Raw genomic sequence first — 24,316 nt, forward strand, 5'->3', positions numbered from 1 at the left:
TACGGATGAACCTGCTGCTCGCCGAGGTGGCCCAGGCCACCCAGCGGTTGGCCGCGGCCGGCGTGCCGTCGCCGCGCTTCGACGCGGAGGAGCTCGCCGCACACATCCACAACGTCAAGCGCAGCCAGCTGCACACCGTGCCGGACGCCGACTTCGACGCCCGCTACTGGGAGGCGATCTCGCGCCGTGAGGCGCGCGAGCCGCTGCAGCACATCACCGGCCGCGCGTTCTTCCGGTACCTGGAGCTGGAGGTCGGCCCGGGCGTCTTCGTGCCCCGGCCGGAGACCGAGTCGGTGGTCGAGTGGGCCATAGACGCCGTCCGGGACATGGACGTGGCCGAGCCGCTGGTGGTCGACCTGTGCACCGGCTCCGGCGCGATCGCGCTGGCGCTGGCCCAGGAGCTGCCGCGCTCGACCGTGCACGCCTTCGAGCTGGACGAGGGCGCCATGCAGTACACCCGGCGCAACATCGCCGCCAGCTCCGACCGTGCCCGGGTCACCCTGCACGCGGGGGACGCCACCCGCGCCTTCGAGGACGACCGCTCCTGGGACGGCCGCTTCGACCTGGTGATCAGCAACCCGCCGTACATCCCGCTCACCGAGTGGGAGTACGTGGCGCCCGAGGCACGCGACCACGACCCGCAGATGTCGCTGTTCTCCGGCGAGGACGGGCTGGACACCATCCGCGGCATCGAGCGGGTCGCGGCCCGGCTGCTGCGGCCCGGCGGGGCGGTCGTGATCGAGCACGCCGACACCCAGGGCGGCCAGGTGCCGTGGATCTTCAACGAAGAGGGCGGTTGGACGGACACCGCCGACCACCGCGACCTGAACAACCGGCCGCGCTTCACAACGGCCCGTAAGGCGTCGTTGTGAGGATGCAACGCAGCACGACGGCCCGTAAGGCGTCGTTGTGAACATGCAGCGCAGCACAACGGCCCGCAAGGCCTCGCTGTGACCGTCGTCAACGCCATGAGCCATCTCGGAAGGGGACCGCACCGATGAGCCGCCGCTACGACTGTGCCGACGCAGGGGAACGTGCCACCGGGCTGCGCGAGGCCGCCTCGGCGATCCGCCGGGGCGAGCTGGTCGTGCTGCCCACCGACACCCTCTACGGGGTCGGCGCGGACGCCTTCAGCCCCGAGGCCGTCGCCGCCCTGCTGGCCGCCAAGGGCCGCGGCCGCGACATGCCCTCGCCCGTGCTGGTCGGCTCGCCGACCACCCTGCACGGCCTGGTCACCGACTTCTCCGAGCAGGCCTGGGAGCTGGTCGACGCCTTCTGGCCGGGCGGGCTGACCCTGGTCGCCAAGCACCAGCCCTCGCTGCGCTGGGACCTCGGCGAGACCCGGGGCACGGTGGCCGTCCGGATGCCGCTGCACCCGGTCGCCATCGAGCTGCTCAACACCACGGGACCGCTCGCCGTCTCCAGTGCCAACAAGAGCGGCGGCCCGTCGCCGGCCAACTGCGACGACGCGTTCGCCCAGCTCGGCGACTCGATCTCGGTCTACCTCGACGGCGGGACGGCCGACTTCGCACAGGCCTCCAGCATCGTCGACGTCACGGGCAAGGTTCCGGTCCTGCTGCGGGCCGGCGCGATCAGCGCCGAGCAGCTGAGGGAGGTCGTCCCGGACCTGGAGGCCGGCAGTTGACAGCGGCCTCGCTGCACGGCCTCGGCTCCGGTCTGGGCCCTGGCCTTCCCGCGTACGTCACGGTCTCGCCGCGGCCGCTGGACTCCTTCCGGATCCTCTTCGTCTGCACCGGCAACGTCTGCCGATCGCCGATCGCCGAGCGGCTGACCCGGCATGAGCTGGACACCCGCCTCAGCGGCACGGCGGCCGGCCGGATCGTGGTCGAGAGCGCGGGCACCTGGGGCCACGAGGGCGCACCGATGGAGGCGCACGCCGCCACGGTGCTCGGCGAGTACGGCGTGGACAGCGGCGGCTTCGTCGGGCGCGAGCTGCTGGACGAGCACGTGGTCGACGCCGACCTGGTGCTCACCGCGACCCTGGACCACCGCGCCCAGGTGATCTCCATGGGGCACGCGGCCGGCCTGCGGACCTTCACGCTCAAGGAGTTCACCCGGCTGGTGCGCCGGATAGACCCCAGCACCCTCCCCGACCCGCGGGGCGGGGTCCACGTCACCGAGCGGGCCCGTGCGCTGGTCAGGGCGGCCGCCGCGCTGCGGGGCTGGCTGCTGGCGGCGACCCCGGAGGCGGACGAGGTCGACGACCCGTACGGCGCGCCGATCGGGATGTTCCGCAACTGCGGCGAGGAGATATTCGACGCCCTCGACCCCGTCGTCACCGCTCTCACGGGCATTCCCCGCCGGTAGCCCCAGGCAGTCGGGCAACCACACAGGGGCGTGAGGAACTGCGCGAAGCGGGAGACTGCAGGCCGTTGCCTTCCGATCTCGCGCAGTTCCCCGGCCCCTGGGTTGGCCAGACCTGATCGGTGCCCCTGGCCGTACGGGTGTACGGCCCCCGTGTTGGCGGGCCCGGTCCGGGCTCCGGTCCTACGCTGGGAAGGACCCAGCCCGCCGCTGCCCGGGAGTCGCGCCATGTCTGTCACCGATGCCGTGCACGGATCCGTCGAGGCTCGCCGCTGGGAGGCTCCCGAGGCCCTCCGGCAGGCCGATCCCGAGCTGGCCGACCTGCTGGCCGCCGAGGCCGAGCGCAGGTCCGAGAGCCTGCAGCTGCTGGCGGGGGAGAACCTCACCAGCCCGGCCGTACTGGCCGCCCTCTCCGGCCCGCTGATCGACAAGTACGCCGAGGGCTACCCCGGCCGCCGCCACCACGCGGGCTGCGCGCTGGCCGACGCGGCCGAGCTGCTCGCCATCGACCGGGCCAAGCGGCTGTTCGCCGCCGACCACGCCAACGTCCAGCCCAGGTCGGCGACTTCGGCGATGCTGGCGACCTACGCGGCGCTGCTCAAGCCCGGCGACGTGGTGCTCGCCATGTCGCTGGAGCACGGCGGCCACCTCAGCTGCGGCTCGCGCGCCAACTTCTCGGGCCGCTGGTTCGACTTCATCGGCTACGGCGTACGGGAACAGGACAGCCTGATCGACCTCGACCAGGTGCGGGAGCTGGCCAAGCTGCACCGGCCCAAGGCGATCATCGCGGGCGGGATCTCCTACCCCAGGCACATCGACTGGGAGGCCTTCCGGGAGATCGCCGACGAGGTCGACGCCTACCTGATCGCCTCGGCGGCGCAGATCACCGGCCTGGTCGCCGGGGGGATGGCGCCGTCCCCGGTGCCGTACGCGGACGTCACCGTGGCGGCCACCCACAAGCTGCTGCGCGGCCCGCGGGGCGGGATGCTGCTCTGCACGGCGGAGCTGGCGGAGCGGGTGGACCGGGCGGTGTTCCCGTTCAGCCAGGGTGGCGCGGCGATGAACGAGGTGGCGGGCAAGGCGGTCGCCCTCGCAGAGGCGGCCACGCCGGAGTTCGGTGTGTACCTCCGGCGTGCGGTGGACGGCGCGCGCTCCCTGGCCGGGGCCCTGGAGCGGGCCGGGGCCCGTCCGCTGACCGGTGGCACCGACACCCACCTGGTGACGGCGGACGTCAGCCCGCTCGGGGTGACCGGCGTCGAGGCCGAGCGGCGCTGTTCGGCGGCCGGGCTGATGCTCGGCAAATGCGCACTGCCGTACGATCCGGCTCCGGCCTCCGAGAGCTCCGGCATCCGGCTCGGTACCGGCGCGGTGGCCTCGCAGGGGATGGGGGCCGAGGAGCTCCGCGAGGTGGGCGAGCTGATCGGGCGCCTGCTCAGCGGGGGTGTGGACGCCCGGATCGGGGAGCGGGTACGGGAGCTGGCGAGGGCCTTCGCGGGGCGCTGACCGCCGGACGAATCGCGTCAGGGCGAACCGCGGTGCACACGAGTGTCGTCCAACTCAATAAGGTGTGCACCGTGGCGACGCACCTCGAACCCCGGGCAATCACGGGAGTACCTTCGGTACTCACCCGTCGGACCGTCGTGCAGGAGGCCAGTGGTGCGTGAGTTTCTGCTGGTGCTGTTCACCACGGCGGCCGTCACCTACCTGCTGACCGGCCCCGTCCGGAAGTTCGCCATCGTGGCGGGCGCGATGCCCCCCGTACGCGCCCGTGACGTGCACCGCGAGCCGACACCCCGGCTCGGCGGTATCGCGATGTTCGGCGGGCTCTGCGCCGGCCTGCTGGTCTCCTCCCAACTCACCAACCTCGGGCATCTCTTCAGCCAGAGCGCGGACGTCCGCGCGCTGCTCTCGGGTGCCGGGATCATGTGGGTCCTGGGCGTGCTGGACGACAAGTGGGGCGTGGACGCCCTGGTGAAGCTGGGCGGCCAGATGATCGCCGCCGGTGTGATGGTCTGGCAGGGGGTCACGGTGATCTCCATCCCCGTCCCCGGCGTCGGCTCGGTCGCCGTCACCCCGACCCAGGGCATGATCATCTCGGTCACCCTGGTGGTCGTGATGGTCAACGCGGTGAACTTCATCGACGGCCTGGACGGCCTCGCCGCCGGCATGGTCTGCATCGCCGCGATGGCCTTCTTCCTGTACTCGTACCGGCTCTGGTACGGCTACGGGATCAACGACGCCGCCCCCGCCGTGCTGTTCAGCGCCGTGCTGATCGGGATGTGCCTGGGCTTCCTGCCGCACAACCTGCACCCCGCGCGGATCTTCATGGGCGACTCGGGCTCGATGATGCTCGGCCTGATGCTGGCGGTGGCGGCCATCTCCATCACCGGCCGTGTCGACCCCGACCTGATCACCGCCCGGACGGGTTCGCAGACCGCCACGGTGCACGAGCTGGTGCCGATCTACATCCCGCTGCTGCTCCCGCTGACCGTCATCGCGCTTCCGCTGGCCGACCTGCTCCTGGCCGTGGTGCGCCGCACCTGGGCCGGGAAGTCGCCCTTCGCGGCGGACAAGCAGCACCTGCACCACCGGCTGCTGGAGGTCGGGCACTCGCACAGCCGGGCCGTCCTGATCATGTACTTCTGGGCCGCCCTGATCGCCTTCGGCACCGTGGCCTTCTCGGTGCCCGGCACCGGCCGGGCGCTGGTGCTGAGCTTCGCCGCGCTCTGCCTGGTGGGCATCGTGGTGCTGCTGATGCCGCGCTTCCGGCCGCACGCGCCGCGCGCCGTCCAGGCCTTCGTGCCGCCGCGCTACCGCAAGGCCACGGCACCCGAGGCCGCCCAGGCGCCCGCGATGGCGGAGCTCTCGGCGGACGACAAGGCGCTGCTCGGCCGGCTCGGGACGGGGGCCACCGCGGTCGGCGGCCGACGCGAGCGGGCGAACTGACTCGTCGTCAACTCCCTTCACCTGTACGGCGGCACTGTTGGGCCGTCGGTGTGACAGGTGCCACACCTACATGGTAAAGCTCTAATCAAATAGTTTGTGATACCGTTCACGAGTACCGAGAACACGCCGAAAGACCTGACAGGTGGAGGACTTCCGTCCCCGGTCGGTCTCCCTCGACGGGCTCGCCGTCGAACGGCCGGCCTGCGGCAGAAGTTCTCGGTGCGGTGTCACCACCGCGTCCTAGTGCCCGTCCCCCGTCACCTCGACATGCCGCCGGAGCTGCCGACATGCCGTCCCACGACGCCCGGATCCCCCTCCGCGGCGCCGCAATTCCCACTGCGGTCGCCGGAGTTGTCGCCCTTGCGATCTCCACCGCACTGGTGGGGACGAAGGGCCTGATCGGTGCACTCTTCGCGACCCTGCTGGTGCTCGCCTTCTTCTCCTTCGGCCAGGTCGCTCTCGACCGGCTGACCAGGAACAATCCGCAGATGCTGATGGCCGCCGGGCTGCTGGTGTACACCACCCAGATCCTGCTGGTGGCGATTGTTCTCGCGGTGTTCAAGGAGACGACACTCTTCGACACCAAGGTCTTCGGTTTCACGCTGCTCGGCTGCGCTCTGATCTGGACGGGCTTCCAGGTGCGCGGTGCGATGAAGGCCAAGGTCTACTACGTCGATCCCGGCTCGTCCGACGACAAGGACCCGAAGTCGGGGCGTCAACAGTGACGAGCGCCGGCTGTCCCCCGCGCGAGGGGGGCGGTGTTTATGCCGTACTGACGGACTGCTATCGTCCGTCGCAACAACGGAGTACGGGAAGCGGCCAGGTCTATCCGATGATCGGACGGATCGCCCCCCGGACTCGCGAAGCTTTCGAAGGTCCCGCGGCAGAGTGTGGCGCCGCGCAGGGTCCGCGAGAAATCCAACAAGTTCCAGTGCCGCTCCGTGGCCGCAGGCCACGCCGACACACCGAGGTTGCCGTAACCATGCGTCATGACGAAGGAGTCTGTGGTGGGTGCTGACGTAACGCACGTCGCCTCTGAGGCCGGGTGCCACCTGTTCTCCGGCTGCGGCTTCCCCGCCCCTGGCTTGAACGAGTTCGACTTCAAGCCGATCTTCACGATCGGCAGCGTCGAGTTCAACAAGCCGATGCTGCTGTCGATGATCGCGGCACTGCTGGTGATCGGGTTCTTCTGGGCCGCCTTCGCCAAGCCGAAGCTGCTCCCGGGCAAGCTGCAGCTGGTCGGTGAGATCGGCTACGACTTCGTCAAGCGAAGCATCGTGCTGGAGACCATCGGCAAAAAGGGCGAGAAGTACGTCCCGATGCTGGTCTCGATGTTCTTCTTCATCTGGATCATGAACATCATGTCGATCATCCCGTTCGCACAGTTCCCTGTGACGGCGGCGATCGCGTTCCCGGCGGGCCTCGCGGGCATCGTCTGGATCACGTACATGACCCTGACCTTCAAGAAGCACGGCTTCGTCGGCGGTCTGAAGAACCTCTGCTGGCCCTCGGGCATCCCCGGCTGGGTCATGTTCATCCTGGTGCCGATCGAGTTCTTCTCGAACATCTTCGTGCGCCCCTTCACGCTCGCGGTCCGAGCCTTCGCGAACATGTTCGCCGGCCACCTGCTGATCGTGATGTTCTCCATCGCCTCCTGGTACCTGCTCAGCCCGAGCCTCGGTGCGCTCTACGGCACGACGTCCTTCATCGTGACGATCGGCCTGACCGCCTTCGAGCTGCTGGTCCAGTTCCTGCAGGCGTACATCTTCGTGATGCTGGCGAGCAGCTACATCGCCGGTGCCCTCGAAGAAGCGCACTGACCCACCCGCACCACCCCTCGAATTTCCGGTGGCCAACCACCATCGGTTCACCATCCCGCAAAGGACAAGCTGAAATGACTCAGGTCGCTGAGGTCGTCGGTTCCATCGCCTCCGTCGGTTACGGTCTCGCCGCCATCGGCCCCGGCATCGGCGTTGGTCTGATCTTCGGTAACGGTGTCCAGGCCATGGCCCGCCAGCCCGAGGCTGCCGGCCTGATCCGCTCCAACATGTTCATCGGCTTCGCGCTGACCGAGGCGCTCGCCCTCATCGGCATCGTCATGCCGTTCGTCTTCGGCACCGGCAAGTAATTACTGTCGTAAGCCCTTTTCGACGAAAGGTTCTGATATGAACCCCGGTTTCGCCCTTGCGGCAGAGGAGCAGATGAACCCGCTCCTCCCCGCATGGCCCGAGGTCATCATCGGCCTGCTCTGCTTCTTCATCGTCTTCGGTCTCCTCGGCAAGAAGCTCCTGCCCAGCATCGAGAAGGTGCTGTCGGAGCGCCGTGACGCCATCGAGGGCGGCATGGAGCGTGCGGAGGCCGCTCAGGCGGAGGCTCAGGCCCTGCTGGAGCAGTACCGCGCCGAGCTCGCCGAGGCGCGTCACGAGGCCGCTCGGATCACCGAGCACGCCCGTGAGCAGGGCGCTGCCCTGATCGCCGAGATGCGTGAGGAGGGCCAGCGTCAGCGCGAGGCCATCGTCACCGCCGGCCACGCGCAGATCGACGCCGACAAGAAGCAGGCGACTGCCGCCCTGCGCCAGGACGTGGGCTCGCTCGCTTCGCAGCTGGCGTCCCGCATCGTGGGTGAGTCCCTGGAGGACTCCGCCCGGCAGAGCGGCGTGATCGACCGCTTCCTGGCCGAGCTGGAGGCCAAGGCCGCCGCTGCCCAGGGTGCGTCCAAGTGATCGGCGCCAGCCGTGAGGCCCTGGCCGCCGGTCGCGAGAACCTGGAGAGCCTGACCGACAACACCTCGGTGGACGCGGTCAAGCTCGCCGAGGAGCTCACCGCCGTCACGGTCCTGCTGGACCGCGAGGTCTCGCTGCGCCGCGTGCTGACCGACCCGTCGCGGTCGGGCCAGGACAAGGCCCAGCTGGTCGGCTCGCTGCTGGCCGGCCAGGTCTCCGGCGAGACGCTGGACCTGGTCTCCGGCCTGGTCCGCTCCCGCTGGTCGGGTTCCCGTGACCTGGTGGACGCGGTCGAGGAGCTCGCCGCGTACGCCGAGGTCATCGCGGCCGACAAGGCCGGGAAGCTGGACGACGTCGAGGACGAGCTGTTCCGCTTCGGCCGGATCGCCAACGGTTCGCACGAGCTGCGCAGCGCGCTGACCGAGCCCAAGGCCGGCAAGGCCGCCAAGGCGGAGCTGGTCGTCAAGCTGCTCGGCGGCCGTGCCAACGCAGGCACCGTCCGCCTGATCAGCTCGCTGGTCACCAGCCCGCGTGGTCGTAGCCTGGAGCAGGGCCTGGAGTACTACTCCAAGCTCGCCGCCGCCCGGCGGGGCCGTGTGGTGGCCCTGGTCACCACCGCCGTTCCGCTGTCGGACAGCCAGAAGGAGCGCCTCACCGGTGCTCTGGGCCGGCTCTACGGCCGCCAGGTGCACCTGAACATCGACGTCGACCCCGAGGTCGTCGGCGGTGTGCGGGTGCAGATCGGTGACGAGATCATCGACGGCACCGTGGAGAGCCGCCTGGAAGGCGCTCGTCAGGCCCTGGAGGGCTAGGCACCTCGGAAACATCCGACCCTCGGTCGGGCGCCGGCTCCACGGGAGCCGGTAAATCGTACGGCCGGTTCGCAACGACCCGGCCGAGAGTCGAATACTTGCGGCCCTCAATGGCGGGCCGAGGATCGCAAACTAGGAGAGCAGGGAAGCCTGATGGCGGAGCTTACGATCCGTCCGGAGGAGATCCGGGACGCGCTGGCCGACTTTGTCCAGTCGTACCAGCCGGACGCCGCCTCGCGTGAAGAGGTCGGTACGGTCACCGAGGCCATGGACGGTATTGCCAAGGTCGAGGGCCTGCCCTCGGTCATGGCCAACGAGCTGCTGAAGTTCGAGGACGGGACCCTCGGTCTCGCGCTGAACCTCGACACCCGCGAGATCGGTGTCGTCATCCTCGGTGAGTTCAGCGGCATCGAGGAGGGCCAGACGGTGCACCGCACCGGCGAGGTCCTCTCCGTCCCGGTCGGCGAGGGCTACCTCGGCCGCGTCGTGGACCCGCTGGGCAACCCGATCGACGGTCTGGGTGAGATCGCCTCTCACGGCCGTCGCGCCCTGGAGCTGCAGGCCCCCGGCGTCATGGTCCGCAAGTCGGTCCACGAGCCGATGCAGACCGGCATCAAGGCCATCGACGCGATGACCCCGATCGGCCGCGGCCAGCGTCAGCTGATCATCGGCGACCGCCAGACCGGCAAGACCGCGGTGGCTGTCGACACGATCATCAACCAGCGCGACAACTGGCGCTCGGGCGACCCGAAGAAGCAGGTCCGCTGCATCTACGTCGCCATCGGCCAGAAGGGTTCCACCATCGCGTCCGTCCGTGGCGCCCTGGAGGAGGCCGGCGCGCTGGAGTACACCACCATCGTGGCTGCTCCCGCCTCCGACCCGGCCGGCTTCAAGTACCTCGCCCCGTACACCGGTTCGGCCATCGGCCAGGAGTGGATGTACGACGGCAAGCACGTCCTCATCATCTTCGACGACCTGTCGAAGCAGGCCGAGGCGTACCGTTCCGTGTCGCTGCTGCTCCGTCGTCCGCCGGGCCGCGAGGCCTACCCGGGTGACGTCTTCTACCTGCACTCCCGCCTGCTGGAGCGCTGCGCGAAGCTCTCCGACGAGCTGGGCGCGGGCTCGATGACCGGTCTGCCGATCATCGAGACCAAGGCCAACGACGTCTCGGCGTACATCCCGACCAACGTCATCTCCATCACCGACGGCCAGTGCTTCCTGGAGTCCGACCTGTTCAACGCCGGCATCCGCCCGGCCGTGAACGTCGGTATCTCGGTCTCCCGCGTCGGTGGCTCCGCCCAGATCAAGGCCATGAAGTCGGTCGCCGGCCGCCTGCGCCTGGACCTGGCCCAGTACCGCGAGCTGGAGGCGTTCGCCGCCTTCGGTTCCGACCTGGACCCGGCCTCCAAGGCCCAGCTGGAGCGCGGTGCGCGCATGGTCGAGCTGCTGAAGCAGGGCCAGTACCAGCCGTTCCCGGTCGAGGAGCAGGTCGTCTCCATCTGGGCCGGCACCACCGGCAAGCTGGACGACGTCCCGGTGGCGGACATCCGCCGCTTCGAGCGCGAGTTCCTGACTCACCTGCGCACCGAGCACAAGGGCCTGCTGGCCGGCATCGTCGAGACCTCGAAGCTCGAGGACGGCACCATCGACGCGCTGACCGAGGCGATCAAGGCCTTCAAGCTGGGCTTCACGACGGCCGACGGCAAGCTGCTCTCCGAGCAGGCCTGAGTCCGGTAGCGAGGGAAAGGACGTAACGACCCATGGGAGCACAGCTTCGGGTCTACAAGCGCCGGATCCGCTCTGTCACCGCGACGAAGAAGATCACCAAGGCGATGGAGATGATCTCCGCGTCGCGCATCGTCAAGGCGCAGCGCGCGGTGGCCGCCTCCACTCCGTACGCCGATGAGCTCACCCGGGCGGTGACGGCGGTGGCCACCCGGTCCAACGCCAAGCACCCGCTCACCACCGAGAAGCCCGGCGCCGACCGCGCCGCGGTCCTGCTGATCACGGCGGACCGTGGTCTGGCCGGCGGCTACTCGGCCAACGCCATCAAGCAGGCGACCGCGCTCACCGCGCAGCTGCGTGCCGAGGGCAAGGACGTGGTGACCTACATCGTCGGCCGTAAGGGCGTCTCGTACTACAACTTCCGTCACCTTGAGGTCACGGGGTCGTGGACGGGCTTCTCGGACAAGCCGACGTACGGTGACGCGAAGGCCGTGGCGAGCGACCTCATCGAGGCGTTCACCGCGGAGACCGGCGGGGTCGACGAGCTGCACCTGGTCTCCACCAAGTTCGAGTCCATGCTGACTCAGACCGCGGTGGACGCTCGGCTGCTGCCGCTGAAGCTGGACGAGGTCCAGCTCGGCGAGGAGTCGAAGACCAAGCACGAGATCTTCCCGCTGTACGACTTCGAGCCGTCGGCGGAGGGCGTTCTCGACGCCCTGCTGCCGCGGTACGTCGAGAGCCGGATCTACAACGCGCTGCTGCAGTCGGCCGCCTCGGAGCACGCCGCACGCCGGCGCGCGATGAAGTCCGCGACCGACAACGCGGGAGAGCTCATCAAGTCGCTCACGCGGCTTGCCAACTCGGCCCGTCAGGCCGAGATCACCCAGGAAATCAGCGAGATCGTCGGCGGTGCCAACGCGCTCGCCGACGCTAGCCGCGGGAGCGAATGAGAATGACCACCACAGTTGAGCCGACCACGGCGACGGGCCGCGTCGCGCGGGTCATCGGCCCGGTCGTCGACGTGGAGTTCCCCGTCGACGCGATTCCCAACATGTTCAACGCCCTGCACGTCGAGGTCGAGGCGCCCGACGGCACCGGCAAGAAGACCCTGACCCTCGAGGTCGCGCAGCACCTCGCCGACGGCGTCGTGCGCGGCATCTCGATGCAGCCGACCGACGGCCTGGTCCGCGGCGCGGTCGTGACCGACACCGGTTCGGCCATCACCGTCCCGGTCGGCCAGATCACCAAGGGCAAGGTCTTCAACGCCCTCGGTGAGGTGCTGAACGTCGACAAGGCGGAGTTCGACTCCCAGGTCGAGGTCCGCTGGCCGATCCACCGCAAGGCCCCGGACTTCAAGGACCTCGAGTCCAAGACCGAGATGTTCGAGACCGGTATCAAGGTCATCGACCTTCTCACCCCGTACGTCACGGGTGGCAAGATCGGTCTGTTCGGTGGTGCCGGTGTCGGTAAGACCGTTCTCATCCAGGAGATGATCTACCGCGTCGCCGAGAACTTCGGTGGTGTGTCGGTCTTCGCCGGTGTCGGTGAGCGCACCCGTGAGGGTAACGACCTCATCCACGAGATGGTCGACTCGGGCGTTCTGGACAAGACCGCCCTGGTCTTCGGCCAGATGGACGAGCCGCCGGGCACCCGCCTGCGCGTCGCCCTGTCCGCTCTGACGATGGCGGAGTACTTCCGTGACGTCGAGCAGCAGGACGTTCTGCTCTTCATCGACAACATCTTCCGGTTCACCCAGGCCGGTTCCGAGGTGTCGACCCTGCTCGGCCGTATGCCCTCCGCGGTGGGTTACCAGCCGAACCTGGCCGACGAGATGGGCCTCCTGCAGGAGCGCATCACCTCGACCCGCGGTCACTCGATCACCTCGATGCAGGCGATCTACGTCCCCGCGGACGACCTGACCGACCCGGCCCCGGCGACCACCTTCGCCCACCTCGACGCGACGACGGTTCTCTCCCGTCCGATCTCCGAGAAGGGCATCTACCCGGCCGTCGACCCGCTGGACTCCACGTCCCGCATCCTGGACCCGCGCTACATCGCGCAGGACCACTACGACACGGCCATCCGGGTCAAGGGGATCCTGCAGAAGTACAAGGACCTCCAGGACATCATCGCGATCCTCGGCATCGACGAGCTCAGCGAGGACGACAAGATCGTCGTCCACCGTGCCCGTCGCATCGAGCGCTTCCTCTCGCAGAACACCTACGTGGCGAAGCAGTTCACCGGCGTCGAGGGTTCGACCGTGCCGCTGTCCGAGACGATCGAGGCCTTCAACCGCATCGCGGACGGTAAGTACGACTCCGTCCCGGAGCAGGCCTTCTTCATGTGCGGTGGCATCGAGGACCTCGAGAAGAACGCCGCCGAGCTCGCCAAGAAGTAATAAGGCCGGCTGATGGCTGACTGACCGTGAGGGGTGGTCCCCGTCCCTGGGGGCCGCCCCTCACGGCTCAATCGGCTGTGATCCCGGTCATCTCCGTGTCCTTCGTTTCATCTCGGGGGCACGGGCCCGTTATTCTTACCGCAACTGCCGAGTAATCCGGTGGTTGCAAGAGCCTAGGAGCCCACGTTGGCTGAGCTGCACGTCGAGCTGGTCGCAGCCGACCGCAAGGTGTGGTCCGGTGCGGCCACCATCGTTGTCGCCCGTACGGCCTCCGGTGACACCGGCATCATGCCGGGTCACACCCCGGTGCTGAGCGTGCTGGAGTCCGGCCCGGTCACCATCCGGACCACCGACGGTGGAACGGTCCTGGCGGCCGTGCACGGCGGTTTCATCTCCTTCGCCGACAACAAGCTGTCTCTGCTCGCGGAGATCGCCGAGCTGGCGGACGAGATCGACATCACCCGCGCCGAGCGGGCGCTGGAGCGGGCGCAGGCCGAGCTCGACGAGCACGCCGAGCGCCGCGCCGAGGTCCGTCTCTTCGCGGCACGCGGCCTCAAGGCCGCCTGAGCACCATGTCGGCCCGAGACCGGGCCGACCGACGGTCCCGGGGACGCGAGAGCGTGACCCCGGGACTGTCGTATCAGTTGGTAGGACAGTGCGGTCGTTGATACGACCGATCGGGGAACGCAGGTCAGCGAGGAGGTCGGTGAGCATGGTCCTCGCCCTTGTGGTGTGTGCGGCGGTCGTGGCACTCGGAGTGGTGGGCCTGGTGGCCTTCGCGGTACGCAGGCGCGTGATCCAGCGCGTGGGCGGCACCTTCGACTGCAGCTACCGCCTCAAAATGCCCGCCGACGCCTCCACGCAGCCCGACCTCGACGAGAACGGCAAACCCACCTCCGCCCCGGTCCCCGTGACCGATGGCAAGGGGTGGGTTTTCGGTATCGGCCGCTACAGCGGTGACTCCATCGAGTGGTTCCGGGTCTTCTCCTACGCCCCGCGCCCCCGCAAGATCCTTCCCCGCCGGGAGATCGAGGTGCTCGGCCGCCGCTACCCCGAGGGCCAGGAGGAGCTCGCCCTGCTCTCGGGCTCGGTCGTGCTCCGATGCCTGCACAACGGCCGGCCGCTGGAGCTAGCGATGAGCGACGACGCGCTGACCGGCTTCCTCGCCTGGCTGGAGGCCGCCCCGCCCGGCCAGAGAGTCAACGTCGCGTAGCGACGGACTCTCGGATGGGGGTCCCCCGCCCGAAGGGTGGGGGAGAGTCGACGTCGCGTAGCCTTTGCCTCCCCCGGCGACGGGGTCGAGGCTGGTTACAGGGGGTCTCTGAGCCAAGGAGGCCGACTGATGTTGTCGCAAGCCAGAGCCGACGCGTGCCTGCCCGCCACCGACATGAAGCGGGCCAAGGCCTGGTACCAGGAGAAGCTCGGCCTGACACCGAGCAAGGAGGACGAGGGCGGCGCCCAGTTCTCCCTCGCCGACGGGACGAGCCTCTACCTCTTCCCGACCGCCATCACCGAGCGCGGCGGTCACACCCAGGTGGGGCTCACGGTCACCGACCTCAAGGCCGAGATCGCCGAGCTGCGCGCGCGGGGCGTCGTCTTCGAGGAGTACGACATGCCCGGGCTCAAGACCACCGACGGTGTCGTCGAGTGGCCCGACGGTAGCGGCGCGTGGTTCAAGGACAGCGAGGGCAACCTGCTGGGCCTCGTCCAGCCGTCCCGTTAACGCCCCCTAACCGACCCGCTAGGCTGCGGCTCATGGTCAACCTCACGCGCATCTACACCCGTACCGGCGACGACGGCACCACCGCGCTCGGTGACATGAGCCGCACGACCAAGACCGATCCCCGGCTGATCGCGTACGCGGACACCAACGAGGCCAACGCCGCGATCGGGGTTGCCATCGCGGCGGGGGCGCTGTCCGAGGACGTCGTGGCCGTGCTGACGCGGATCCAGAACGACCTCTTCGACGTCGGCGCGGACCTCGCCACCCCCGTGGTCGAGGAGCCGAAGTACCCGCCGCTGCGGGTCCTGCAGACCTACATCGACCGGCTGGAAACCGACTGCGACCACTACCTGGAGCAGCTGGAGAAGCTTCGCAGCTTCATCCTCCCCGGCGGGACGCCCGGTGCGGCGTACCTGCACCTCGCGTGCACGGTGGTCCGGCGGGCCGAGCGCGCCACCTGGGCGGCGATCGAGGTGCACGGCGACTCCGTCAACCCGCTGACCGCCAAGTACCTCAACCGGCTCTCCGACCTGCTCTTCATCCTGGCGCGCGCGGCGAACAAGGAGCGCGGGGACGTGCTCTGGGTGCCGGGCGAGAACCGCTAGTACGGGGAACCCGGGGGCGCGGGGAACTGCGCGGTGGGGGTCCCCCGGCCGAAGGCTGGGGGAGGGAGGCTGCAGACCGTTGCCTTCCGATTTCGCGCAGTTCCCCGCGCCCCTGTTGTGGCTGATCGGTTGCCTACCTACTGGCGGAGCCCTTAGGGCTGCTTCTTGGGGAAGACCGTGTAGCTGGCCGCGATCACCAGGCTGATCCCGGTGACCAGGCCCATGGTGCCGTACCAGCGGGTGAGCCCCGCCGTCTGTGCGGCGTCCCCGACCAGGGCGGCCATGCCGGCGACCAGGCCTGCGGTGATCGCGGCGGCGAGGAGGGTCCGGGCGAAGATCCGCCACTCGTGGGCGGCCCTGGCCGCGCCGTACTTCGGGGGCTTCACCGGGGTGGGCCCGCCGGCGAAGCGGTGCGCGAAGTGGGCGTCCGCCCAGGTCACCAGGTAGTGCCCGTACGCTGCCGAGAAGCCGACGTACGCGGCGGCCAGGCCGTGCGTCCAGCTCGCGGTGGTGCCGTGCCGCAGGTCCAGCACGGTCGCGCCGAGGACCACCAGGTCGATCAGCGGGAGCGCGAGGAGCAGAGCCGTGCTGACCCGGCGCCACCCGATCAGGTAGCGGGAGGCCAGCGCCAGGGCGAGCACCACCCAGAAGCCGGCCTCTCCGGCGATGACGACGGACACGATCACGATGGGCTCCTCCGGTCAGGCTGCCTTCTCAGCCTGACCCGCCGGCCCGCCCGGGTACCTCGTCGCCCGAGCCGATTCCGGGGTGCGACCTTCGATGTAGCGGCCTCCTCCGCTGGGTACGCGCCAGGGCGGCCCACGGGGTGATGAGATGGGGAGCGTGTTCAAGCTCAGCCTCACCCCGCGTCAGGAGGACCGCGCCATCGCCGCGGCCGGGCTGCTCGGCGGTCTGCTGCTGATCGCCTTCCGCGCGTACGACAACTCCGGCGCGATCCCGCCATGGCTGGTGGTGCTGCCGCTGGCCGCCACCGCCGCGCTGGAGCTCTTCCGCCGTAGCCACCCGGTCTGGACGGTGAGCCTCGGCGGGCTGGTCTTCGCGGGGAGCGTCTTCGCGGGCTCGCTGATCGCCACCGTCCTGATGTACACCGACCTGCTCTACGCGGCCGTGCTGTACGGCAGCCCCCGGATGTCGCGGATCCTGCACCTCACCGGGATCGCTTCCACGATCGTGCTGAGCAGTCTGACCTTCCTGTACGGGACGGTCTCGGCGGCCCTCCTGGTGGCCGTGGTCTGCGCGCTGGTCTTCCTGGCCCCGGTCTGGACGGCCGACCTGCTGCGCGAGCACCGGGACAAGGCGGAGACCGAGCGGCTGCGGGCCGAACAGACCGCCCTGCTCGCCGAACTCGACCGGCGCGAGGCCGTGGTGGCCGAGCGGGCCCGGATGGCCCGGGAGCTGCACGACGTGGTCGCCAACCACCTCTCCGCCATCGCCATCCACGCGACCGGCGCGCAGTCCCTGGCCCGCCGTCAGCAGCGCTCCCAGGAGGACCCGCTGATGGCGGCGATGGCGGTCATCCGGGAGAACAGCGTGCAGGGACTGGCCGAGATGCGCCGCATGATCGGCCTGCTGCGGGCCGGCGCCGAGGGCTCGTACGAGGCGCCCAAGCTGGACGCGCTGGACACCCTGCTGGCCCAGGCCGGAGCGGCGGGCCGGGAGACCGGGCTGGCCTTCGAGGCCGAGGAGGAGGGCGAACGCGGCGAGTTGTCCGCCCCGGTGGAGCTGGCGGCCTACCGGATCGTCCAGGAGTCCCTGACCAACGCACTCAAGCACGCGGCGCCCGGCACCGTACGGCTGCGCCTGGCCTTCCGGCCGGAGGAGGTCGAGATCGTGGCGGACAATCCGTACCGCCCGGGGGAGGCCCGGGTACTGCCCGGGGCACGGGCGGGCCTGGTCGGGATGGGGGAGCGGGCCGGGCTGCTGGGCGGCAGCTTCGAGGCCGGGCCGCACGACGGGCGATGGCGGGTCCGGGCGGTGCTGCCGCGCGAACCCCGGGCGGCGGAGGCGTCATGACGATTCGGGTCCTGGTGGCGGAGGACCAGGCGGCCGTACGGGCCGCGCTGGTGATGATCCTGCGGGCCGAGCCCGGCCTGGAGGTGGTCGGCGAGGCGGCCGACGGCGAGCAGGCCGTACGGCTGGCGCTGGAGCTGCGGCCCGACGTGGTGCTGATGGATGTTCAGATGCCCCGGCTGGACGGTGTCTCGGCCACCCGCCAGGTGGTGGCCGCAGGGGCCGCCCAGGTGCTGATGCTGACCACCTTCGACCTCGACGAGTACGTCTACGGCGCGCTGCGGGCGGGCGCGGCGGGCTTCCTGCTCAAGGACCTCGAAGCGGACACGCTCATCGAGGGCATCCGTACGGTCGCGCGCGGCGACGGCATGCTGGCGCCCTCGGTCACCCGTCGGCTGATCGGCACCTTCGCCAGGCCCGAGCGCCCGGACCAGCCACGGGCCCGCGAGGCGGTGGACGGCCTGACACCGCGTGAGCGGGAGGTGCTGGCCTGCCTGGGAGCGGGCCTCTCCAACGGGGAGATCGCCCGCCGGCTGGAGATGGCGGAGGCGACCACCAAGACCCACGTCAGCCGGATCCTGGCCAAGCTGGGCCTGCGCAGCCGCGTCCAGGCCGCCATCCTTGCCCAGGACTTGGGGCTCGCGCCCTAGCCAGCGCGGCGCGTTCCTCCAGGGGCGCGTGGGGCCACCTAACGGCGTGACCAGCCCTCTACGGAGGTGCATGGCCGGCAGCGCAGTTCTCCCCCAGCCTTCGGCCGGGAGGTGCCCCCAGCGCCCCTGGGAGTTGCCCGGTTGCGGTCCGCTCTAGGACTGCCGCAGTGCCTCGCGGGCGGCCTGCTCGTCGGCGGGCCAGACCATCAGGCGCAGGCCCTCGCTGGTGGACACCAGGGTGTGGCGCAGCCCGGCGGCGGTGAGCAGTGCGGCCAGCCGCTCGGCCTCGGCGGCGTCGGCCGGGGCGGCCACCGGGACCAGCAGGCCGTACTCCTGCGGCGCGCCCGTCCGCGGTGGGCGGGCGACCAGCGACTTGCCGGTGCCGTACGTCCAGCGCAGCAGCAGGATCAGCACGCCCAGGACCGCGAGCGAGATCAGCATCGTCCCCAGTGCGCGCACGGATCACCTCTCTTGGGCGCAGATCACACCGGCCAATCTCACCACGGAGCGTTCCGGGGCATTAGAGTCCGGGCCGTGAGCGGCGCGGCTCCGGGGGAGGCGATCCCTGTCCTGAGCCGCCTTCAGGACGGGACTCGGGAGACTAAGCCATGAGCAACGCATCCACCCAGCAGATTGCCGTGATCGGCGCCGGACTCATGGGCGCAGGCATCGCCCAGGTCTCGGCGCAGGCAGGGCACCCGGTGGTGCTGCGCGATGTCACCGACGCTGCGCTGCAGCGCGGTCTGGACGGCATCCGTGCCTCGTACGAGAAGTTCGTGTCCAAGGGCAAGCTGACGGCCGACGAGGCCGAGGCGGCGCTGGGCCGGATCACCACGACGACCGACCTGGGCGCGGTCGCCGGTGCCGACATCGTCGTCGAGGCGGTGTTCGAGCAGCTGGAGGTCAAGGAAGCCGTCTTCCGCGAGCTCGACAAGATCGCCAAGCCCGGCGCGGTGCTGGCCTCCAACACCTCGGCCATCCCGATCACCCGGATCGCCGCCGCGACCTCGCGGCCGGAGAGCGTGGTCGGCGTGCACTTCTTCTCGCCGGTGCCGCTGATGAAGCTCGTCGAGCTGGTGCGCGGCTACAAGACCAGCGACGAGACGCTGGCCACCGCCCGCGCCTTCGCCGAGGGGGTGGGCAAGGAGGTCGTCGTGGTCAACCGCGACGTGGCCGGCTTCGTCACCACCCGCCTGATCACCGCGCTGGTGGTCGAGGCCGCCAAGCTGTACGAGTCGGGCGTCGCGAGCGCCGAGGACATCGACACCGCCTGCCGCCTCGGCTTCGGCCACCCGATGGGCCCGCTGCAGACGGCCGACCTGACCGGCGTCGACATCCTGCTGCACGCCGCGCGCAACATCTACGCGGAGACCCAGGACGAGAAGTTCGCCGCCCCCGAGATCATGGCCCGCATGGTCACCGCCGGTGACCTCGGACGCAAGAGCGGCCGCGGGTTCTACGGGTACGAGAAGTAGCGGCTGTGAGCCGTGGGCCATCCGGCCCACGGCTCATGGCTCACGGGTGAGTTTGCTCACGCCTCTGCCGCAGACGGGTGATTTGGGCGGTAATCGAGCGTGGGTATGGGGCCTGACTGCGTATATTCCCTCGGACGAGTGAAGTTGCTTCAGATCTGCCGGGTAACAGCAACCTGCAGAGCTGGTTCACCGTCAGATGAGGGGGAGACCCGGCGTGGCCCCCGGGTGGCGCGGCGCCAGGGCGCCCGCACCGGGCAGAGCCCCGACAGCCCCGACCGGCAAAGCGGAGGAGGAGACGTGCGCATCACCGGCGACCACAGCGGTCTGGCCCTCAAGGGCCGCCTCGACGTCCGCAGCGCCGCCGATGCCCGGGCCCGGCTGCACCGGGCGGTCGACGGCGGGCAGGGGGACCTCGTACTCGACCTGGCCGGTCTGGAGTCCTGGGACGCCACCGGCCTCGGCGTGATCATGGGCACCCACCGCCGGGCCGGCCGCCTGGGCCGGCGCCTCGTCCTGAGGGCCGTCCCGGCCCAGCTGCAGCGCCTCCTGGTGGCCACCCGCCTGCACCGCATCCTCGCGGTCGAGGGCACCGTCCCGGACGCGTACGGAACCTCCATGCCCGCCCTCGGCGTGGCGCCCCCGCCCATGGTGGCCCCCTCCCTCTGACCCGAGCAGGACCGGAGCCGGCTCGCTGCGAGCGAGCCAACGCTGCGCGGCCCTGACCCCCGCCAGGCACAGTGCGAGCGAGCCAAAGGGCGCGCCGGTGCCGAAAGCGAGGAGCGAGGAAGGGAGCGGTGGGCCCCTCCTGCCCGTTGGCGGGCAAGGAGGGAGACCGCGGGAGCGACGAGTGTCGGCACCGGGTCAGAGCGCCCGGCGGCGAGCCGAGCCTGATAAGAGCTCCCCGGCCTGTGCTGATGGGCGCGAGTGTGCGAGAGTCTGCGCTCAGGAATACGGCCAACGGGGCTTCTGCTGCCCCGGCAGCGGCCGGTCGTCAACGCCACGGAGCTCACAGAGCCCTGGCGGCCGAGCATGGGCGGAGCGGAACGTGGGACAGCCACCCGGTGACTTCCGACAGGAAGGCCTGCGCCCTCGGACCGGTGAGGTCGTCTCCGGCGAGCTGCTGCTCACGGTGGGCACCCCGGACGGTTCCGAGGCGCGTCCTTGCCCCGACGAGTGGTGCCCCGAGCCGCGACGCACCGGCGGCCACCGCCCGGCGAGCGCCTCGGCGCTCGGCCCGAGCCCGGCGGTAGGCCCGCTGGCGCTCGGCAGCGCCGCCACCGACCTGCCGCTGCTCGACCGCGAGGCCGACACGGCCCAACTCCTCGGCCTGCTCGCCGAGGGCCGCTCGATACGTCTGGTCGGCCAGGCCGGCTCGGGCCGCAGCGCACTGCTGGCCGCCGTCGCGGACGCCGCGGGAGGCCTCGCGCCGGACGGCGTCGTCCGGCTCAGCGGCCACCGCAGGACGGCCCAGGACCTGCTCCAGGACCTCTTCGCGGCCACCCACCGGGCCCCCGGCTTCCGGCCGGACCCCCACCAACTGCCCGAGCTGCTCGCCGGGGTGGGTGCCGTGGTGGTGATCGACGACGTCGAACCGTCCGGCCAGGAGCTGGAGGACCTGCTCGCCACCGCGCCCGAGTGCGCCTTCCTGATCTCCGTCGCGCCGGGCAGCCCGCTGCTCCCCCTCGGCTCCCGGCTGGAGGACCACCCGGTGGCCGGCCTCTCCCGGCCCGCCTGTCTCGCCCTGACGGCCCGGCTGGCCGGCCGGCAGCTGGACGACGCCGAACGGGCCTGGGCGGTGGACCTCTGGTTCGAGTCGGAGGGTCTGCCGCTGCGCTTCGTCCAGGCGGCCGCTCTGCTGCGGCAGCGCGACGTCTCGGTCGACGCCCTGGTGGCCGCCCAGGAGGACCGCCACAGCGTCTTCGGGATGGTCAAGGAGATCGAGGAGCCGGACGACCCGGCGGTCCTGGAGGGCCAGCTGCGCCGCTCCGTACCGCTGCCCTCGGTGGCGGAGAGCGCCGCGCCCGCCGTACGGCTCGCGGAGGGCCTCAGCGAGTCCGCAAAGGCCGTGCTGCGGCTCGCGCTGGCTCTCGGCGGCGAGTGTCCGACCGCACCGCACCTGCCGGCGCTGATCGACGTCGGCCTCGGCGAGAGCGCCCTGCACGAACTCACCGACTGCGGCCTCGCCGTCTCGATCGGCGGCCACCACCGGCTCACCGCCGGTGTCACGGAGCTGCTGACGCCGCACTGGGAGCCGGGTGAGATCGCGTACGGCGCGGCCCAGCACTTCTCCTGGTGGGTCGGGCACAGCTCGGTGAGCACCGAGCAGATCGCCGCCGAGGCGGAGGTGGTGCTCGGCGCGCTGCTCGCCGACCGGGCCGCGGGACGCCCGGAGGCCGTCCTGCAGCTGGCGCGGGCCGCCGCCCCGGCACTGGCACTGTCGCTTCGCTGGGGGGCCTGGGAGCGGGCGCTGCAGCTCGGTCTGGAGGCCGCCAGGTCGACCGGCTCCGCCGTCGACGAGGCCTGGTTCCACCACGAGTTGGGTGTGCTGGGGCTGTGCGTGCGGACCACCGAGCGGGCCACCGCCGAACTCGAGGCAGCCGTCGCGCTGCGGGCCGCGCTCGGCGAACCGCGCGGCAGCGCGGCCGCCCGGCGGATGCTGAACCTGCTGCGGGCCGACACCAAGCAGCTGACCGCGGGTGACCCCGAGCCTTCGGCCGCCGGCCGACGGCCCGTCATGCGGGCCATCGCCCAGGTGCCCTGGCGGTTCAGGACCACCCCGGGGACGGGCGGTGGCACCAGCCGCACCGTCCTGGCGGCCGCGGCGGCCGTGCTGGCACTCGGTGTGCTCGGTACGGCGGTCGGGCTGAGCCTCGCGGGGCCCGAGTCCTCGGGTCCCGGCCAGACGCAGCCGGGCGGATCGCTGGACGACGGATCGCTCTCGGGTGACCTCAACCTGGGCACCCGCAGCCCGTCCCCCTCGGCGAGCGATTCGGCAAGCGCCGACGAGTCCGCTTCGGACTCGCCCAGCACCTCGGCCAGCAGCTCGCGGACCTCGAAGAAGCCGACCGCGACCAAGTCGTCGTCGGGCAGCCCGTCCGACACTCCGTCGCAGCCGCCGACCAAGCCGTCCCAGGCCCCGTCGTCGACGAAGCCGGCACCGCCGACCTCGTCGAGCCCCGCACCGTCCCCCAGCACGACGGCGCCGACCGACCCGCCGACCTCGCCGTCCCCCTAGAACAGCCTCGGAACAGCCCTAGAACAACTTCAGCTTGTCGTCGTCGATGCCGCGCAGCTCGTCGTAGTCCAGCACCACGCACCCGATACCCCGGTCGGTGGCGAGCACGCGGGCCTGCGGCTTGATCTCCTGCGCGGCGAACACGCCCTTGACCGGGGCCAGCAGCGGATCGCGGTTGAGCAGCTCCAGGTAGCGGGTCAGCTGCTCGACGCCGTCGATCTCGCCGCGGCGCTTGATCTCGATGGCGACGGTGGCTCCGTCCGAGTCCCGGCACAGGATGTCGACCGGGCCGATCGCGGTGGGGTACTCGCGGCGGATCAGGGACCAGCCGGCGCCGAGCACCTCCATCCGGTCGGCCAGCAGCTCCTGGAGGTGGGCCTCGACGCCGTCCTTGACGAGGCCGGGGTCGACCCCGAGCTCGTGCGAGGAGTCGTGCAGCACCTCCTCCAGGCTGATGATCAGCTTCTCACCGGCCTTGTTGGTCACCGTCCAGGTGCCGTCCGCCTCCTTGAGGCTGCACGGCGGTGACATCCAGTTGAGCGGCTTGTAGGCGCGGTCGTCGGCATGAATGCTGACGCTGCCGTCGGCCTTCACCAGGATGAGGCGAGTGGCGGACGGCAGATGGGCGGAGAGCCGACCGGCATAGTCGACTGAGCAACGGGCAATTACGAGACGCACGGTCGACCACGCTAACCCACCGGGGCCAGTTGATGCGATTCCGCGACAGCGGGGTGAAGAAACCGGGGAGGCGGCGAACCATGGAGTCCGGCACCCCCACGTTCCCGCCACTACGGCATCGGCCGGTCCGGTCGTCGGGGTCCACTCAACGGGGATGGAGATCTGAGATGAACGATCCGACGGGATCCGGCCAATCTGGCCCTTCGACCGGCGATTCCGGTGTAAATCGGCGGATTCGCCAGTCGCGCTGACAATCGCCTGTCACTCTGTGGTGAGCGGTCGTCGCTCCACCCGCGGCCGTAGCCGGGGCACCGGTGTGTCACTTTCCGTGCACCAGTGTGCCGTACGTCCGAACCCGCTCGCCGCATCCCGCCATGCCCTCCGGGCCCCCAGGGCCCGTGCGAGCACGGCTCCAGTCGTTGTCAACTGACGGTACGTCAGCCTGGTCGGGTGTGAGCCCGTTCGGGCCGGCTGCCACCCGGCACCACTCTGAGTACGGCACGGCACCATCCGCACCAACCGCAAGACCACCCCGGCGGGCCGCGCCCGGGTGGACCGCGAGAGGAGAACCCATGTCGCTCGACGTCTCACCGGCCCTGCTGGAGAAGGCCGAGAGAGGAGAGGTCGACGAGAGGGAGTTCGTCGACTGCGTCCGCACCTCCCTGCCGTACGCCTGGGAGCTGATCAGCTCGCTGGTCGCCCAGGTGAAGGTCGACGGCACCGATTTCGCCGACAATCAGGTACCGCCGCCCAGCGAGCAGGCCCGCGGCCAGCTGCTGCGCGCGATGGCCAGCGACGCGATCCGGGGGGCCCTGCAGCGGCACTTCGGCGTCCAGCTGGCATTCCAGAACTGCCACCGGGTCGCGGTGTTCGCGCCGACCGAGGAGGCCGCGGAGCGTTACCAGCGCTTCACGTCCGTCCGGGCCCAGCTGCTCAACCAGTCCGCCGAGCTGCGCGACTGCTGACGTACCGTGCGGGCCGCCCCGGGTT

The 24,316-nt window shown here is 70.5% G+C and carries 26 protein-coding genes; 23 read left to right on the forward strand and 3 right to left on the reverse strand.

Features of this window, described 5'->3' with window-relative positions:
* Positions 1–5 precede the first annotated feature (5 nt).
* From prmC to FB465_RS22790, 17 genes are all read left to right on the forward strand, one after another.
* Positions 6–872, forward strand: a complete 867-nt coding sequence (prmC, locus tag FB465_RS22710; protein ID WP_145793285.1) for a peptide chain release factor N(5)-glutamine methyltransferase — start codon at positions 6–8, stop codon at positions 870–872.
* A 125-nt stretch (positions 873–997) separates the two neighbouring features.
* Positions 998–1,645, forward strand: coding sequence for an L-threonylcarbamoyladenylate synthase (locus FB465_RS22715; protein ID WP_145793287.1), 648 nt, complete (start codon positions 998–1,000; stop codon positions 1,643–1,645).
* Between the two features lie 32 nt (positions 1,646–1,677).
* Positions 1,678–2,328, forward strand: coding sequence for an arsenate reductase/protein-tyrosine-phosphatase family protein (locus tag FB465_RS22720; RefSeq protein WP_246193290.1), 651 nt, complete (start codon positions 1,678–1,680; stop codon positions 2,326–2,328).
* A gap of 225 nt (positions 2,329–2,553) precedes the next feature.
* A complete protein-coding gene (locus tag FB465_RS22725; RefSeq protein ID WP_145793288.1) occupies positions 2,554–3,828 on the forward strand; it encodes a serine hydroxymethyltransferase in 1,275 nt (424 codons plus the stop codon).
* A 153-nt stretch (positions 3,829–3,981) separates the two neighbouring features.
* Entirely contained in the window at positions 3,982–5,271 is a 1,290-nt protein-coding gene (locus tag FB465_RS22730; protein ID WP_145793290.1) for an MraY family glycosyltransferase, read from the forward strand.
* A 287-nt stretch (positions 5,272–5,558) separates the two neighbouring features.
* A complete protein-coding gene (locus FB465_RS22735) occupies positions 5,559–5,996 on the forward strand; it encodes a Cg1360 family ATP-synthase-associated protein (protein WP_145793292.1) in 438 nt (145 codons plus the stop codon).
* A gap of 264 nt (positions 5,997–6,260) precedes the next feature.
* Complete coding sequence (atpB, locus tag FB465_RS22740) at positions 6,261–7,091, forward strand: F0F1 ATP synthase subunit A (RefSeq protein ID WP_145793294.1); 831 nt, start codon at positions 6,261–6,263, stop codon at positions 7,089–7,091.
* A gap of 74 nt (positions 7,092–7,165) precedes the next feature.
* A complete protein-coding gene (atpE, locus tag FB465_RS22745; protein ID WP_145793296.1) occupies positions 7,166–7,399 on the forward strand; it encodes an ATP synthase F0 subunit C in 234 nt (77 codons plus the stop codon).
* A gap of 37 nt (positions 7,400–7,436) precedes the next feature.
* Entirely contained in the window at positions 7,437–7,994 is a 558-nt protein-coding gene (locus FB465_RS22750) for a F0F1 ATP synthase subunit B (protein ID WP_145793298.1), read from the forward strand.
* Positions 7,991–8,806 (forward strand): F0F1 ATP synthase subunit delta, encoded by an 816-nt coding sequence (locus FB465_RS22755; protein ID WP_145793300.1) that lies wholly within the window; start codon positions 7,991–7,993, stop codon positions 8,804–8,806. Before FB465_RS22750 ends, FB465_RS22755 begins: the two co-directional genes overlap by 4 nt.
* Positions 8,807–8,959: 153 nt before the next feature.
* On the forward strand, positions 8,960–10,534 hold the full coding sequence (gene atpA, locus FB465_RS22760; RefSeq protein ID WP_145793301.1) for a F0F1 ATP synthase subunit alpha: 1,575 nt from the start codon (positions 8,960–8,962) through the stop codon (positions 10,532–10,534).
* A 32-nt stretch (positions 10,535–10,566) separates the two neighbouring features.
* Entirely contained in the window at positions 10,567–11,481 is a 915-nt protein-coding gene (locus FB465_RS22765) for a F0F1 ATP synthase subunit gamma (protein WP_145793303.1), read from the forward strand.
* A gap of 2 nt (positions 11,482–11,483) precedes the next feature.
* On the forward strand, positions 11,484–12,929 hold the full coding sequence (gene atpD / locus FB465_RS22770) for a F0F1 ATP synthase subunit beta (protein ID WP_145793304.1): 1,446 nt from the start codon (positions 11,484–11,486) through the stop codon (positions 12,927–12,929).
* Between the two features lie 186 nt (positions 12,930–13,115).
* Positions 13,116–13,496: a F0F1 ATP synthase subunit epsilon gene (locus tag FB465_RS22775; RefSeq protein WP_145793306.1), complete on the forward strand. Its 381-nt coding sequence runs from the start codon at positions 13,116–13,118 to the stop codon at positions 13,494–13,496.
* A 145-nt stretch (positions 13,497–13,641) separates the two neighbouring features.
* Positions 13,642–14,142: a DUF2550 domain-containing protein gene (locus FB465_RS22780; RefSeq protein WP_145793308.1), complete on the forward strand. Its 501-nt coding sequence runs from the start codon at positions 13,642–13,644 to the stop codon at positions 14,140–14,142.
* A 129-nt stretch (positions 14,143–14,271) separates the two neighbouring features.
* Complete coding sequence (locus FB465_RS22785; protein WP_145793309.1) at positions 14,272–14,652, forward strand: VOC family protein; 381 nt, start codon at positions 14,272–14,274, stop codon at positions 14,650–14,652.
* Positions 14,653–14,684: 32 nt separating this feature from the next.
* The gene (locus FB465_RS22790) at positions 14,685–15,257 is read left to right on the forward strand and encodes a cob(I)yrinic acid a,c-diamide adenosyltransferase (RefSeq protein WP_145793311.1); all 573 of its coding nucleotides are present in this window, start codon (positions 14,685–14,687) and stop codon (positions 15,255–15,257) included.
* Between the two features lie 152 nt (positions 15,258–15,409).
* Here FB465_RS22790 and FB465_RS22795 read toward each other — a convergent pair whose 3' ends face one another.
* Positions 15,410–15,943, reverse strand: coding sequence for a hypothetical protein (locus FB465_RS22795; RefSeq protein WP_145793313.1), 534 nt, complete (start codon positions 15,941–15,943; stop codon positions 15,410–15,412).
* Positions 15,944–16,091: 148 nt separating this feature from the next.
* Between FB465_RS22795 and FB465_RS22800 the strand changes: the two genes are divergently transcribed.
* Both FB465_RS22800 and FB465_RS22805 read left to right on the forward strand, forming a co-directional pair.
* Complete coding sequence (locus FB465_RS22800; protein ID WP_145793314.1) at positions 16,092–17,291, forward strand: sensor histidine kinase; 1,200 nt, start codon at positions 16,092–16,094, stop codon at positions 17,289–17,291.
* Positions 17,288–17,938 (forward strand): response regulator, encoded by a 651-nt coding sequence (locus FB465_RS22805; protein WP_145793316.1) that lies wholly within the window; start codon positions 17,288–17,290, stop codon positions 17,936–17,938. The genes FB465_RS22800 and FB465_RS22805 overlap by 4 nt, the downstream gene beginning before the upstream one ends.
* Positions 17,939–18,091: 153 nt before the next feature.
* Here the strand turns inward: FB465_RS22805 and FB465_RS22810 are convergent, their stop codons facing one another.
* Positions 18,092–18,397, reverse strand: coding sequence for a hypothetical protein (locus FB465_RS22810; RefSeq protein ID WP_145793318.1), 306 nt, complete (start codon positions 18,395–18,397; stop codon positions 18,092–18,094).
* Between the two features lie 149 nt (positions 18,398–18,546).
* Here FB465_RS22810 and FB465_RS22815 point away from each other — a divergent pair, with 149 nt between their 5' ends.
* The 3 genes from FB465_RS22815 (at position 18,547) to FB465_RS35940 (ending at position 22,648) form a co-directional block, all read left to right on the forward strand.
* Entirely contained in the window at positions 18,547–19,413 is an 867-nt protein-coding gene (locus FB465_RS22815; protein ID WP_145793320.1) for a 3-hydroxyacyl-CoA dehydrogenase family protein, read from the forward strand.
* A gap of 297 nt (positions 19,414–19,710) precedes the next feature.
* On the forward strand, positions 19,711–20,079 hold the full coding sequence (locus tag FB465_RS22820) for an STAS domain-containing protein (protein ID WP_145793321.1): 369 nt from the start codon (positions 19,711–19,713) through the stop codon (positions 20,077–20,079).
* Between the two features lie 379 nt (positions 20,080–20,458).
* Positions 20,459–22,648 (forward strand): ATP-binding protein, encoded by a 2,190-nt coding sequence (locus FB465_RS35940; protein ID WP_170290665.1) that lies wholly within the window; start codon positions 20,459–20,461, stop codon positions 22,646–22,648.
* 18 nt (positions 22,649–22,666) lie between these two features.
* On the opposite strand, the gene nucS is transcribed toward FB465_RS35940, so the two are convergent.
* Positions 22,667–23,326, reverse strand: coding sequence for an endonuclease NucS (gene nucS, locus FB465_RS22830; protein ID WP_145793323.1), 660 nt, complete (start codon positions 23,324–23,326; stop codon positions 22,667–22,669).
* 572 nt (positions 23,327–23,898) lie between these two features.
* On the opposite strand from nucS, the gene FB465_RS22835 reads away from it, so the two are divergent.
* Positions 23,899–24,291 (forward strand): SCO5389 family protein, encoded by a 393-nt coding sequence (locus FB465_RS22835; protein WP_145793325.1) that lies wholly within the window; start codon positions 23,899–23,901, stop codon positions 24,289–24,291.
* Positions 24,292–24,316 lie beyond the last annotated feature (25 nt).

The organism is Kitasatospora atroaurantiaca, assembly GCF_007828955.1.
Taxonomy (GTDB): domain Bacteria; phylum Actinomycetota; class Actinomycetes; order Streptomycetales; family Streptomycetaceae; genus Kitasatospora; species Kitasatospora atroaurantiaca.

Bases quoted from the DNA above. Each gene is read 5' to 3' on its own strand.
- FB465_RS22790 (WP_145793311.1), top strand. From the start codon at position 14,685: ATGGTCAACCTCACGCGCATCTACACCCGTACCGGCGACGACGGCACC.
- FB465_RS22765 (WP_145793303.1), top strand. From the start codon at position 10,567: ATGGGAGCACAGCTTCGGGTCTACAAGCGCCGGATCCGCTCTGTCACC.
- atpD (WP_145793304.1), top strand. From the start codon at position 11,484: ATGACCACCACAGTTGAGCCGACCACGGCGACGGGCCGCGTCGCGCGG.
- FB465_RS22785 (WP_145793309.1), top strand. From the start codon at position 14,272: ATGTTGTCGCAAGCCAGAGCCGACGCGTGCCTGCCCGCCACCGACATG.
- FB465_RS22735 (WP_145793292.1), top strand. From the start codon at position 5,559: ATGCCGTCCCACGACGCCCGGATCCCCCTCCGCGGCGCCGCAATTCCC.
- atpB (WP_145793294.1), top strand. From the start codon at position 6,261: ATGACGAAGGAGTCTGTGGTGGGTGCTGACGTAACGCACGTCGCCTCT.
- FB465_RS22805 (WP_145793316.1), top strand. From the start codon at position 17,288: ATGACGATTCGGGTCCTGGTGGCGGAGGACCAGGCGGCCGTACGGGCC.
- FB465_RS22800 (WP_145793314.1), top strand. From the start codon at position 16,092: ATGGGGAGCGTGTTCAAGCTCAGCCTCACCCCGCGTCAGGAGGACCGC.
- FB465_RS22725 (WP_145793288.1), top strand. From the start codon at position 2,554: ATGTCTGTCACCGATGCCGTGCACGGATCCGTCGAGGCTCGCCGCTGG.
- prmC (WP_145793285.1), top strand. From the start codon at position 6: ATGAACCTGCTGCTCGCCGAGGTGGCCCAGGCCACCCAGCGGTTGGCC.
- FB465_RS22750 (WP_145793298.1), top strand. From the start codon at position 7,437: ATGAACCCCGGTTTCGCCCTTGCGGCAGAGGAGCAGATGAACCCGCTC.
- FB465_RS22835 (WP_145793325.1), top strand. From the start codon at position 23,899: ATGTCGCTCGACGTCTCACCGGCCCTGCTGGAGAAGGCCGAGAGAGGA.
- atpA (WP_145793301.1), top strand. From the start codon at position 8,960: ATGGCGGAGCTTACGATCCGTCCGGAGGAGATCCGGGACGCGCTGGCC.
- FB465_RS22815 (WP_145793320.1), top strand. From the start codon at position 18,547: ATGAGCAACGCATCCACCCAGCAGATTGCCGTGATCGGCGCCGGACTC.
- FB465_RS22715 (WP_145793287.1), top strand. From the start codon at position 998: ATGAGCCGCCGCTACGACTGTGCCGACGCAGGGGAACGTGCCACCGGG.
- atpE (WP_145793296.1), top strand. From the start codon at position 7,166: ATGACTCAGGTCGCTGAGGTCGTCGGTTCCATCGCCTCCGTCGGTTAC.
- FB465_RS22780 (WP_145793308.1), top strand. From the start codon at position 13,642: ATGGTCCTCGCCCTTGTGGTGTGTGCGGCGGTCGTGGCACTCGGAGTG.